This is a genomic window from Hymenobacter mucosus, assembly GCF_900188255.1.
In the GTDB taxonomy this organism is placed as follows: domain Bacteria; phylum Bacteroidota; class Bacteroidia; order Cytophagales; family Hymenobacteraceae; genus Hymenobacter; species Hymenobacter mucosus.
The window spans coordinates 106935-119529 of sequence record NZ_FZNS01000009.1 but is presented as its reverse complement, the minus strand read 5'-3'; the positions used below and the strand labels follow the sequence as shown (position 1 = coordinate 119529).

The following is a 12595-nucleotide window of genomic DNA, read 5'->3' as shown; positions in this document are numbered from 1 at the left end:
ACGTTTTGGCTTTTTAGCCAATCTTCTGCTCCCGTCCGCCGCTCTTCCGTTCCCACCCTGCCCATGCTGAAATCCGTACTAAGCTACTGCCTGCTACTCCTTAGTGGCGTGGCATCTGCCATGGCTCCTGCTACCCTGCCCATCGTCGTCGAAACTCAGCACGTAAGTCTTGTGCTAGCCGTTGGCGACAACCAGAAGCTGTACCAAACCTACCTGGGCGCCAAACTCAACAACCCCGCCGACTACGGCCCGCTGCCCAAGCAACACGAGGCCTACGTACCCGCTGGCACCGACAACTTGTTTGAGCCAGCCATTCGGCTGGTTCACTCCGATGGTAATCCGGGGCTGAGCTTAGTCTTCGCCGACAAACAAACCAGTAAAATCGGCGACGACCTCACGGAAACCGTTATCCGCCTGCGCGACCCGCAGTATCCGGTAGAGGTGCTGCTGCACTTTGCTGCCTACTACCGCGAGGATGTTATTAAAGCCTGGACGGAAATCCGGCACCGGGAGAAGAAGCCGGTAGTGCTGACTAACTACGCGTCGGCGATGCTGCACTTCAACGCCCACCAGTACTGGCTAACCCAGTTTCACGGCGACTGGGCGAAGGAAGCAGGCATGGAGGAAGCACCGCTTACTAGTGGTGTGAAGGTGATTGATACCAAGCTGGGTACCCGCCCCCACTGGTACCAAACGCCAGCATTCCAACTCGCTTTTGACCAAGCTGCTACCGAAACGAGCGGTGAAGTGCTGGCGGGCACGCTGGCCTGGACGGGCAATTTCCGGCTGGCATTTGAGCTGGATAATCTCAACGCCCTGCGCGTATCGGCGGGCATCAACCCCTACGCTTCTGAGTACACGCTACCCGCCAACCAAATTTTTACTACCCCCGAGTTCATCTTTACTTATAGCACCCAGGGCAAAGGACAAGCCTCGCGCAACTTGCACAACTGGGCCCGCCGCTTTGGCGTGCTCGATGGCACCGAACCCCGCCTAACCCTGCTCAACAACTGGGAGGCCACGTTTTTCGACTTCAACGAACCGAAGCTGGATGGGCTGATTGCTGATGCGGGCAAGCTGGGTGTGGACGTGTTCTTGCTGGATGACGGCTGGTTCGGCAACAAGTATCCGCGCAACAACGACGCCACCAGCCTCGGCGACTGGGAACCGGCCAAAACCAAGCTACCTAACGGCGTAGGTCACTTGGTGCAAACGGCTAGTAAGAATGGAGTTAAGTTCGGGATTTGGGTTGAGCCCGAGATGGTAAGCCCTAAAAGTGAGCTGTATGAGAAACACCCCGACTGGGTACTTAAGCTCCCGAACCGCCCCGAGGACTACTACCGCAACCAGCTGGTGCTCGACCTGACCAACCCCAAAGTGCAGGACTTTGTCTTTGGCGTGGTAGATGAGCAGTTTAAGCAGAACGTGGCTTACATCAAGTGGGACTGCAACCGCATGATCACCAACGGCTACTCCAAGTACCTGGGCAAGAATCAGTCGCACTTGTATATTGACTACGTGCGGGGCCTGTATAAGGTGCTGGCCCGGGTACGCCAGAAGTACCCCCACGTACCCATGATGCTGTGCTCCGGCGGCGGTGCCCGCTCCGACTACGGCGGCCTGAAGTACTTCACCGAGTTTTGGCCTTCTGACAACACCGACGCCGTTGAGCGCGTGTTTATTCAGTGGGGCTTCTCCAACTTCTTTCCTTCCAATACGCTGTGCAGCCACGTTACCAACTGGAATCGCCAGCACTCCATCAAGTTCCGTACGGATGTGGCCATGATGGGCAAGTTGGGCTACGATATTGAGGTAGAGAAAATGACGCCCGAAGACTTACAGTTTAGCCAGCAGGCCGTGAAGGACTACAAGCGCCTGAGCTCCATCATTTGGCAGGGCGAGCAATACCGCCTCCGCTCCCCCTACGAGAGCAACCAGCCCTCGGTGATGTACGTGGAGGACCAGCAGCGCAAGGCCGTTGTGTTTGGCTATAACCTGCACACCCGCACCAACGAAAACGTGCTTCCCGTGCGCCTACAGGGCCTCGACATCACTAAACGCTACCGCGTCACGGAAATCAACCTAATGCCCGGTGCCACATCGCAACTGCCCGCGCACAACCAAACCTACTCCGGCGACTACCTGATGCGCATTGGCATTATGGTTTCGCCTACTAATGCCCCGGCCCTTACTAGCCACGTGCTGGAACTAACAGCGGAGTAATCACCAGATGAAGGGTAACTAGGCTGAGTTGCGCCAGTTGCTTACCCCCCATTTTGGCTGCGTTGTGGGCTCTACCTTCCCTACTACATTCAACACAATCGTTTATGTATCCTTCTCTTCGAAAGCACTGCGTGGCGCTTGCCCTCGCCTTAGGTAGCTTAGGCGCCCAAGCGCAATCCAAAGTACCCCTTATTCCGGCTCACGACCCCGTGATGGCGCAACAGAACGGCACGTACTATATGTTCTGCACTGGCCCTGGCATCTCCGTGTGGTCATCAAAGGACCGGCAGAATTGGAAACCTGAGAAGCCCATTTTTGCTACCGCTCCCGCCTGGGCCGTGCAGGCCGTACCAGGCTTCAAGAACCATATCTGGGCGCCCGATATTTCCTTTCACAACGGGGTATACTACCTGTTTTATTCTGTTTCCGCCTTTGGCAAAAACACCTCCTGCATTGGCCTAGCCACGAATAAGACTCTCGATCCTACCTCCAAGGACTTCAAGTGGGAAGACCACGGCCGGGTGCTCCAATCAGTACCGGGGCGCGACATGTGGAATGCTATTGACCCCAACCTCGTCCGCGACGACGCGGGCACTCCCTGGCTGACGTTTGGCTCGTTTTGGGAGGGCATTAAGCTGGTTCAGTTACGCCCCGACCTCACGGCCCCCGCTCAGCCTGAACAGTGGCGCACCATTGCCAAGCGCCCTCGCAGCCCCCAGCTCAACGATTCTATGCCCGGCGACGGCGCTATTGAAGCTCCGTTTGTGTTTCGTAAAAACGGCTACTACTACCTATTCACGTCGTTTGACTACTGCTGCCGCGGCCCCCAAAGCACGTATAAGATTATGGTAGGCCGCGCTAAAAACGTGATGGGTCCCTACGTAGACAAAGCTGGTGTAGCTCTTGAGCAAGGAGGTGGCACGCAGGTGCTAGCCGGCGACAAAAACTGGTTTGGCCTAGGTCATAACTCCGTGTACACCTTTGACAAGGCCGATTATCTTGTTTTCCACGGGTATGATGCCAGCGACAAAGGCCACCCCAAACTACGCATTGAAAAGCTAAACTGGGACGCTACTGGCTGGCCTGTAGTACAGCCTTAGCTGGTTGGCGGGAAGCAGAATATTTACACAAACGATTGTGTATTGCAGTAATAAGTTCTACTTTTCCGCTGTCAACTTCCCAGGTTCGACTATCGGCACCGATTACGGTCCTTTTTCTCGCGCACAACTCCTTTTGATGCGGCCGAAGCAGTGCCTTCGTCTCTTAGCTTAGCATCATTTCCCACTCTTACTTGTCCTTTCGTGACCAAGCCGACTTCCTCCCTCGCTGACCTAAGCGTTAATACCATTCGTCTGCTGTCGGTAGACATGGTGCAGGCCGCCAACTCTGGCCACCCAGGTTTACCCATGGGCGCGGCGCCCATGGCCTACGTGCTCTTCTCGCGCTTCCTGCGCTTCAACCCCCAGGACCCGAAGTGGCCGAACCGCGACCGGTTCGTACTGTCGGCGGGCCACGGTTCGGCCTTGCTCTATAGCCTGCTGCACCTTTATGGCTACGACCTAAGCCTGGATGATTTGAAGGCCTTCCGCCAGATGCACTCTAAGACGCCAGGCCACCCCGAGTCGAACCTGACGCCAGGCGTAGAGGTGACGACGGGGCCGCTGGGCCAGGGTTTCGCCAACGGCGTAGGCATGGCCATGGCCGAGGCGCACTTGGCCGCCGTGTATAACAAGGAAGGCCACACGCTGCAAGACCACTACACCTACGCCATCGTGAGTGACGGCGACCTGATGGAAGGCATTGCGGCCGAGGCTGCTTCGCTGGCCGGCCACTTGAAGCTGGGCAAGCTGATCTACCTCTACGACGATAACGACATCTGCCTCGACGGCCCCACCAATCTCTCATACACGGAGGATGCCCTGGCTCGTTTTGAGGCCTACGGCTGGCACACCCAGCGCGTAACCGATGGCAACGACCTCGATGGTATTGAGGCGGCTATTAAGGCGGCGCAACAGGAGACGGAGCGTCCGTCCATCATTTCGGTGAAAACTATCATCGGGTACGGCAGCCCCCAGGAAGGCACCAGCAAGGTGCACGGCTCGCCCCTGGGCGCTGATAATCTGAAGAAAGCAAAAGAGTTTTTTGGCTTCGACCCCGAGGCTACGTTTGTAGTGCCCGAAGAGGTACGCACCCACCTGGCCGAAGCTGGCCAGCGCGGCGCCGCCCTTCAGGCCGAATGGCAGCAGCAAACAGAGGCGTACCAGCAGGAGTTTGGCACAGAGTGGGAACTGTTCCAGGCTTCGTTTGCGGGTGAGCTCCCCGCAGGTTGGGACGCCTCGCTGCCCGTTTTCACCGCCGCCGACGGCGCCCTGGCTACCCGCCAGGCATCCGGCAAAGCCCTGAATGCCCTGAAGCAGTCGGTGCCCTTCTTGTTTGGTGGCTCGGCCGACTTGGCTAGCTCCAACGAGATGCCCACCAGCGGCGACATCAGCTTCCAGCCCGGCTCCTACGAGAAGTCTAACATTTGGTTTGGGGTGCGCGAGCACGCCATGGGTGCGGCCATGAACGGTATGGCTCACCACGGCGGGGTACGCACGTACGGCGGTACCTTCCTCACCTTCTCCGACTACATGCGCGGTGCCATCCGCCTCACGGCCCTGGCCGAGTCGGCCGCTACTTTCGTGTTCACCCACGACAGCATTGGCCTGGGCGAAGATGGCCCTACTCACCAGCCAGTAGAGCAAGTAGCGGCCCTGCGTACCATCCCCAATATTGTGGTGCTACGCCCAGCCGACGCCAATGAAACCGTAGAATCATGGCGTATTGCCATGACCACACCCAAGTCGCCGGTGGTGCTGATTTTGTCGCGCCAGAAGCTGCCCGTATTGGACCAAGGCCAGTTTGGCTCGGCCCGCGAGGGCGTGGCCAAAGGGGCCTACATCCTGCGCGAGGCCAAAGACGGCCAGCCCCAGCTGCTACTGCTGGCTACGGGCTCGGAAGTTTCATTGGCCCTGCAGGCGCAGGAAGCTTTGGAGCAACAAGGTGTGCCCACCCGCGTAGTAAGCATGCCGTCTTGGGAGTTGTTTGAGAAGCAGGACAAAGCCTATCAGCAGCAGGTGCTGCCCCCCACGGTGCGCAAGCGCGTAGGTATTGAGGCTGGCTCGCCTATGGGCTGGCATAAGTATGTAACCGACGAAGGCACCGTCATTGCCATGAACCGCTTCGGCGAATCGGGCCCTGGCGAGGCAGTATTGGAGTACTTCGGCTTCTCTGTTGAGAACGTAGTGAAGCAGGCCCAGCAGGTACTTCAAGGTCAGCCCTCCGAAATCGAGCAGAAAGAAGTTCTGTCGTAATCGTTGTTTACTACCTAGCACACCTTGGCTACCTTTCTTCTAGGAAAAAGGTAGCCAAGGTGTGCTAGGTAGCAGCTTCCACTTTCTCCCGAAAGTATTCTTTGAACCGATAAAGCCCCACTCGATATGAACCCATTAGTTGCCATTCACGACTTCGGCCAAAGCATTTGGCTAGACTATATTCGCCGCAACATCCTGCACAACGGTGAACTGCAGCGCCTGATTACAGAAGACGGTCTGCGCGGTGTAACGTCGAACCCAGCCATCTTCGAGAAAGCCATTGCTGGCTCCGATGACTACGCCGACGACATTCGCAAATTTGCCCAGGAGGGTCTTTCGGCCGATGAGATCTACGCCAAACTAGCCGTTGCTGACGTGCAGCAGGCGTGCGACCTGCTCCGTCCCCTTTATGACCACCCCGAAAATGGTGGTGATGGCTACGTGAGCCTGGAAGTATCGCCCGAGTTGGTGCACGACACGGAAGGAACCGTAGCCGAAGGTTTGCACTTCTGGAAGCAGGTGGATCGCCCCAACGTGATGATTAAGGTGCCCGCTACCCTAGCTGGCCTACCCGCCATTCGTCAGTTGATTGCGGCTGGCGTGAACGTAAACGTAACCCTGATTTTCAGCGTAGATCGGTACCGCGCCGTAGCCGAAGCCTACATTGCTGGTCTGGAAGACCGCGTAAAAGCTGGTGGTTCGGTGAAGCGTCTGGATTCGGTAGCAAGCTTCTTCCTCTCTCGTATCGACGTACTGATTGACCCCAAGCTTGAGCAACTAGCAGCCGAAGGCGGCGAGAAGGGCGAGTTGGCGCAGTCGTTGGTAGGTGAGGTAGCCATTGCTAGCGCCAAGCGTGCCTACGAGGTATTTGAAGAAATCTTTGCGGGCCCACGTTGGGAAGCCCTGAAGGCACAGGGTGCTCAGCCACAGCGCCTGCTGTGGGCCAGCACCGGCAACAAAAACCCCAAGTACGACGACCTGAAGTACGTAGAAGCCCTTATCGGCCCAAATACGGTAAACACCATTCCAGTAGAAACCCTGGACTTCTACCGCGCGAAAGGCAAGCCCGCCAACCGCCTGGCCGATAAGCAGGAAATAGCCGTGCTGGACCGTCTGCCTGAGTTGGGCATTGATTTGGAGGCCCTGACCAACCAATTGGAGCAGGAAGGCGCCCAGAAGTTCACCGAGCCCTTCGGTAAGCTGATGAACGTGCTTGAGCAGAAGCGCCAGGAAGCACTGGCCGGTGCCACGGCATAAGTTGTCTGCTGCATAAGCCATATCCTTCTTTGGTAAGTGAGCCTTTGGGGTTCTCACTTGCTCAGGATAAATACCATCAGCGGGGAGCTACCTAGGTAGCTCCCCGCTTTGTTTTACCAACTTCCTGTATGGCTGAATTTACGCCTACCCATCGCCGCGTGGCTGTTAGCGCCTTGTTTTTTGTGGCGGGGTTATGCTTTGCTTCCTGGGCTTCTCGCATTCCTGATATCGGCCTCAAGCTGGGGCTGAGTGAAGGGGAGCTAGGACAATTATTGCTGGCCCTTCCCGTAGGCTCCATGCTGGCTTTGCCAGTAGCCGGCTGGATGGTGCATACCTACGGCAGCCGGGTGGTAGTGCTGGCTGCTACCTGCATGTACGCAGGATTCCTACCCCTACTAGGTTGGGCATCTGGCTTCTGGAGCTTGGCGGGTAGCCTAGTATTGTTTGGTTTTGCGGGTAACCTGCTCAATATTTCCGTCAATACTCAGGCTATTGGAGTGCAGGCGGCCTACGGCAAGCCCATTATGGGAAGCTTCCACGGGCTGTGGAGCTTGGCTGGCTTCCTAGGTGGCGCGTTAGGCACCTTGCTGATTCGTTGGCAGCAAACCCCGCTTTGGCACTTCCTACTCGTGATGGGCATTGGGCTGGTGCTTACTATACTAGCGCACCAGCGCACGTTGCCCCAGGATACAGGCGCCGAAGCTGGTGGCCCAGGCTTGCGCCGCCCCGAGCCCTACTTGCTGCGCATCGGCCTTATTGCCTTCTGCGGAATGCTCTGCGAGGGCTGCATGTTCGATTGGAGCGGAGTATATTTTCAGAAGGTAGTGCGGCCCGATGCTACTCTGGTAACGGCCGGCTACGTGGCCTGCATGAGCACCATGGCCCTAGGCCGCTTTATCTCCGACTTCTTCACTCACCGCTACGGGACGAACCGCATGCTGCAAATCAGCAGTGCCCTAATCACCGCGGGCTTACTGCTGGCGGTGCTTTGGCCTGCGTTTATTCCATCGGTAGTAGGATTTCTGCTGGTCGGGTTCGGTATTGCCTCAGTAACGCCTCTGGCCTACAGCGCCGCGGGGCGGGCCACTACGGTGTCGCCGGGGGTGGCGCTGGCTATGGTTTCTACCATTGGCTACCTTGGATTTCTACTGGGGCCGCCACTGATTGGGCTGGTGGCGGAGGTTTCTAGCCTGCGCGTTTCCTTTGCATTGGTTGCTGGCTTAGGCGCCGCCATTGGCATTCTTGCCGCCCGCCCGGCTCCTACCCCCACACCCGCTCAACAGGCTACATAAGTGGAGTAAGTACCAGCATCTACTAACTGATATCTACGAGTCGCTTTGGTTTGCGCTAGCACTGCACATCAGAGCGGTCGGTGCTGGCAGCAGGGTTTACCCCGCACGCTGAGGCTCGCTCTGCGCGAAGCTCACGCTGTTCTTGATTTGCATGGCGTTGGAGTAGAAGAAGGATTTGCCATCCAGTCCTACCCCGGAAATCAACCCATTGTAGAGCACCTTCTCCAGCATGTCCACGTACTTCGAGTCGCCGTGGAGCTGAAACATGCGCTGGTTCCAGTACACGTTAGCCACCGAGGCGCAGGTTTCGTTGTAGGCCGTGGTGTTGGGCAGTTCGTAGTTGCCCCCGAACCGCTCGCCCCCCGGCACGGCGCCCGTCCCTCCCGTTACGTAGAGCTTCTTCGAGACCATGTTGTGCCAGATGCTGTCTACCGACGCCAGCAGCTGCTGGTCGCCCGTAAGAGCGGCCACGTCGGCCATAGCCGAGTAGAGGTACTCCGCACGCACGGCATGGCCCACGGCCTCGCGCTGGTCTGCTACGGGCTTGTCGTCTTGCCAGTAAGAAAAGTCCGGCGTGACCTGGATAGAATGGCCAGTGCCCGTTTCAGTTCTCAGAAATAGAGGACTGGCTCAGCATCATTATTTCTTGCCTTTGGAGATTCTAAACAGGCGCGCACCGTGGCGGCGCACATAGGGGGCAAACTCACCTGCCACGCCACTAGTCGTTTTGCCAGTCCACATGTCGCGGACGGTGCAGGAGCCCGTCAGCCCGAGTTGAGCCAGGGTTACGGGGACCTTCACGGAGTCGGCAGGTAGAGGGCGGAACGGGTTCTTGGTGAAAACCAAAAATTGCATGGTTCCCCCCGTATTTTGGGCGGCACCGGCATTGTCGAGGCCAGCGGTGGCCTGGAACCGGGTAAAGCCAGCGGGCAGATCGTACTCAATCATGGAGTTCGAGTGCGTACCAATGCCTTGGTCGTATTTCTTGCCTGCAACTATTAGATCAGCACCCGATACGCTACGGTTGGCCGTTACAGTACCCCAGCCGGCAGTTGCCGTCTTCCAAGGCATCGAACTCAGGAACACCGATTTACTACCGTTGCTGAGCACGGGATTTAGCCAATCGGCGTGGTCCCAAGCAATGTCGTCGCCACCTTCGCGCACGTTAAGATAGAGCTTGGTTGCGCCCGTAATGTCCACGTTCACTGCCTGGCTTTGGCCGGGCGTTTGGCGGGTGATAACCGAGCTAGACCAAGCAGCCTCGTTGACTGGCGCCAACTCTTGGTCCTGGGCATTGAAGAGTGCCAGGAATTTGTCGCCCGTTTTGGGGTCGTCGGCGGTCCAGGCAATCAAGTTGTCTTTGCGAAACAGCTGGCGGTTGCTGGTGCTGCTGTGGTGCATGGCCAGCACGTCTTTATTGGTAAGCAACGACAACGTGAAGGCGTCGTTGCTGGGCAGGTCGCCACCAAACATAAGCGGCGAGCGGAAGATACTCCACAGGCTCATAAGCGTATACTGCTCGTCACGGGTGAAGCGGGTCATACGGTCGTCGCCGCGCTCCGCCCGTATGCCTAGGCGGCCCAACGGCAGCATGTCGGCATCGGGAAAAGCGCCAGGTTGGATGTAGGCCGACCAGCGGTTGCACACGTCGAAATGCTCTTTAAGCTGCTCCCAACTGTCCCAGAAGTCGCCAACGGTACGCCACATATTGGCATGGGCCGCGACGTGCTTTGCTTCCGCAATAGGCGTTTCGCCGGGCGAAGTGCTGAGCACTATTTTGCGGCCCGACAAATCAATGGCCTTCCGAATCATCTCCACTTCCGGCTTGTGGTAAGGCGACGATAAATCGTCCACCTTCACAAAATCAACGCCCCAACTCGCATACAGTTTAAAGAGGGAATTGTAGTACTCTTGGGCGCCCGGCCGACCGGCTACTACAGTGTACATATCGTGCAGCCAGCCCGCTTGTCCTTCTTTGGAGTAAATGTCGGCGGCGGTGGCTTTGCTACCGAGAATAGGCAGCTTGCGCTGCACAGCTACTACTGGCACCCCGCGCATAATATGGATGCCAAACTTCAGGCCCTTTGCGTGCATGTAATCAGCCAAGGGCTTAAATCCTTTACCGCCTGCCGCTGAGGGAAACCGGTTTACGGCGGGCACAAAGCGCCCATAGGCATCAATGGCAAAATCAGGGTTCTTCTCGTTGTAACCGTGGGCAGTGTCGTTGCCTACGTACCAGCGAATATCCACTACCACATAGTCCCAGCCACTGCTTTTCAAGTTTTTGGCCATGTAGTCGGCGTTGGCTTTCACCTCCGCTTCTACTACCGTGGGGCCGTAGCAGTCCCAACTATTCCAACCCATGGGTGGAGTAAGGGCCCACTGATGAAAGTCAGGGGAGGTGGCTTTCTGTGATGCTGCCGGACCGATGGTGGCTGCACTGCCTAGCAGGAGGCTGGTTGCTAGCCGGGCCAAGGTGTGGTTGTTCATGGGGCTGTAGGTTAATGGCTGCCAGCCGCGGTGCCCCGTGCATTAGAGGCACCGCGGTGCAATTTTTTACTGTACTTGTAGTTTCTGCGTGTAGGAACCTCGGGCGCTGCTGACTTGCAGCACGTACAAGCCGGCGCGCACGGCAACCTCCACAGGCAACGAGGTACTACCCGTAGCAATACGGCTATATACCCGCCGCCCCTGCAAGTCTGAGAGGGTCACCGTTACGTTGCTCCCCGCTAACTCCTCTCCTAGCGTCAGCGTAAAGCGGCCGTGCTCCGTGGGGTTAGGGTACACGCTAAACTGAGCGGTTTGGGCCGGCTGGGTAGCTAGCACCCGGGCACTGGCAGTAGGCGCAATAGCCCACTGCTGGCAGTTGTTGGCCAAGTAATCGTACAGGGCCAGTTGTACCCCCGCCGTAGTAGAACAGGCAGGCACTTCTACTACCCTATTACCATTCACTGATGAGAGCACGTACCCACCTGAGTTGGTTCGTTCAATCTTGAAGCGCTGACCAGCAACGCCGCTGTAAGGGTATAGTTGCAGCTTGGCGCCGTTTGCGGAGCTATTATTCACGACGTCGGCCGCCAGACCGCTACCTACGTTGGCCGTGATTTTGTATTCCCCGTTGCCCACGGGAGTCAAATTCCACTGCTGGCAGGCGAGGCCGGGGCTCAGTGTACCCTGGGCAATGGCCTGACCTTGGGCGCCAGTGCAGCCCCAAGCATCCCACACTTTACCACTATTCTGGTTGGTGAGGGTGTAGCGGCCACTAGCAATCCAGTCGCGGGTGATGAAGGGCCACGCGGCACCATCCCAGCCCATGTTACCCACGCTCAAGCGGGCGCGGCCATCCTGGCTGCTGTCGTAGTAGTGATGGGTGAGGTAGTTGGCACCGTTCTCGATGAACAGGCCCACGTGTCCGGGTCCTACGTAATTGCCGCTAGTAGCAATGAGGGTAGTACCGCCGTTCTTGTTCAGGTCTACTCCATTCTTATCAAGGTAGGGGCCGGTGATGCTGGTAGAGCGGCCCACCTGAATGTAGTAGGTGCTGCTGGAGCCCTTGCAGCAAGCTCCTTTGTTGATGAAGAGGTAATAGTAGCTGCCGTTGCGCACAATGTACGGCGCCTCGCTACCGCTATTGTTGCGCGTTACGCCATCGGCGGCCACGTTGCCCGCCAGCCAGTAGAAGCTAGTGCCGGAGCGCTTACCAGTGGTAGCATCCAGCTTAATCAAGCCAATACCTTTAAAAAAGGAGCCGTAGCTCATCCATAGCCCACCACTAGCGTCCGTTACAACGGCGGGGTCAATTGCATTAGCAGCACTGCTGCTTGTTGTAGATACTACCTCGCCCTGGTCCACCCACTGGTAGTTCGGGTTGGCTGGGTCCAGTGTTACGTTGGTAGCTAAGCCAATAGTGGAGGTGTTGGACCCGAACGTAGATACGGAGTAGTAGAGGTAAAACTTACCGTTGCGGTACACGCACTCCGGCGCCCAGAAGTCGCCGGAGAAGCCGGGCACTTTGCTTTGAATCCAGCTAGGATAGGCGCCAGCCTGAAACACGGGCCGCGACCCAGATTCCCACCTCACCAAGTCGGTGGAGTACATACCATAGATGCCGGTACCAGTGGTAAAAATCCAGTACTTGTTACCATCCTTCACAATGCTGGAAGGGTCGTGGCAATTGTCGTTGCCTTGCAGGGCGCGGGCCGGAAAGCTCAGACTAGTAGCAAACCCGAGCATCAGCGCCAGCAGGCGCAGTACTTTAGCAAAGGGGGTGGCCCAAGGGCGCAGGAGGATGCTTTTGCCCGGGCGGGGCAAGGTAGAAGTAGGGGTCATGGGTGTAGGAATTTGGTTGGAACGGCATTAGAGCAGGGCAATAGGAAGCACAACGGGGACGCGAATTAGTATTCACGTCCCCGTCCTGGTGCTTACGCGCGGAAAATGGGATAATCTGCGCAACAATATGGTAATGGAAGC

General features: G+C 57.4%; 8 protein-coding genes. 5 read left to right on the top strand and 3 right to left on the bottom strand.

All coding sequences use genetic code 11. The annotated features are described in order from the left end of the window. Window positions 1-63: 63 nt before the first annotated feature. The 5 genes from CHB83_RS18280 (at window position 64) to CHB83_RS18260 (ending at window position 8125) form a co-directional block, all read left to right on the top strand. Window positions 64-2223, top strand: a complete 2160-nt coding sequence (locus CHB83_RS18280) for an alpha-galactosidase (protein ID WP_089333646.1) — start codon at window positions 64-66, stop codon at window positions 2221-2223. Window positions 2224-2327: 104 nt separating this feature from the next. After that, window positions 2328-3323: an arabinan endo-1,5-alpha-L-arabinosidase gene (locus tag CHB83_RS18275; RefSeq protein ID WP_045687901.1), complete on the top strand. Its 996-nt coding sequence runs from the start codon at window positions 2328-2330 to the stop codon at window positions 3321-3323. A gap of 201 nt (window positions 3324-3524) precedes the next feature. After that, entirely contained in the window at window positions 3525-5576 is a 2052-nt protein-coding gene (tkt, locus tag CHB83_RS18270) for a transketolase (protein WP_045687902.1), read from the top strand. Between the two features lie 126 nt (window positions 5577-5702). Beyond that, complete coding sequence (tal, locus tag CHB83_RS18265) at window positions 5703-6833, top strand: transaldolase (protein ID WP_045687903.1); 1131 nt, start codon at window positions 5703-5705, stop codon at window positions 6831-6833. 128 nt (window positions 6834-6961) lie between these two features. Further along, window positions 6962-8125: an MFS transporter gene (locus CHB83_RS18260; RefSeq protein ID WP_089333645.1), complete on the top strand. Its 1164-nt coding sequence runs from the start codon at window positions 6962-6964 to the stop codon at window positions 8123-8125. 96 nt (window positions 8126-8221) lie between these two features. On the opposite strand, the gene CHB83_RS18255 is transcribed toward CHB83_RS18260, so the two are convergent. The 3 genes from CHB83_RS18255 to CHB83_RS18245 all read right to left on the bottom strand — a co-directional run bounded on the left by CHB83_RS18255 (window position 8222) and on the right by CHB83_RS18245 (window position 12454). After that, window positions 8222-8710 carry a glycoside hydrolase family 127 protein gene (locus CHB83_RS18255; protein ID WP_262489902.1) on the bottom strand — a complete coding sequence of 163 codons (489 nt, stop codon included), beginning with the start codon at window positions 8708-8710 and terminating at the stop codon, window positions 8222-8224. Between the two features lie 54 nt (window positions 8711-8764). Next, on the bottom strand, window positions 8765-10615 hold the full coding sequence (locus tag CHB83_RS18250) for an NPCBM/NEW2 domain-containing protein (RefSeq protein ID WP_082455350.1): 1851 nt from the start codon (window positions 10613-10615) through the stop codon (window positions 8765-8767). 66 nt (window positions 10616-10681) lie between these two features. Continuing rightward, on the bottom strand, window positions 10682-12454 hold the full coding sequence (locus CHB83_RS18245; protein WP_052695092.1) for a family 43 glycosylhydrolase: 1773 nt from the start codon (window positions 12452-12454) through the stop codon (window positions 10682-10684). Window positions 12455-12595 lie beyond the last annotated feature (141 nt).

Bases quoted from the DNA above. Each gene is read 5' to 3' on its own strand.
- tal (WP_045687903.1), top strand. From the start codon at position 5,703: ATGAACCCATTAGTTGCCATTCACGACTTCGGCCAAAGCATTTGGCTA.
- CHB83_RS18275 (WP_045687901.1), top strand. From the start codon at position 2,328: ATGTATCCTTCTCTTCGAAAGCACTGCGTGGCGCTTGCCCTCGCCTTA.
- CHB83_RS18260 (WP_089333645.1), top strand. From the start codon at position 6,962: ATGGCTGAATTTACGCCTACCCATCGCCGCGTGGCTGTTAGCGCCTTG.
- CHB83_RS18250 (WP_082455350.1), bottom strand. From the start codon at position 10,615: ATGAACAACCACACCTTGGCCCGGCTAGCAACCAGCCTCCTGCTAGGC.
- CHB83_RS18245 (WP_052695092.1), bottom strand. From the start codon at position 12,454: ATGACCCCTACTTCTACCTTGCCCCGCCCGGGCAAAAGCATCCTCCTG.
- CHB83_RS18280 (WP_089333646.1), top strand. From the start codon at position 64: ATGCTGAAATCCGTACTAAGCTACTGCCTGCTACTCCTTAGTGGCGTG.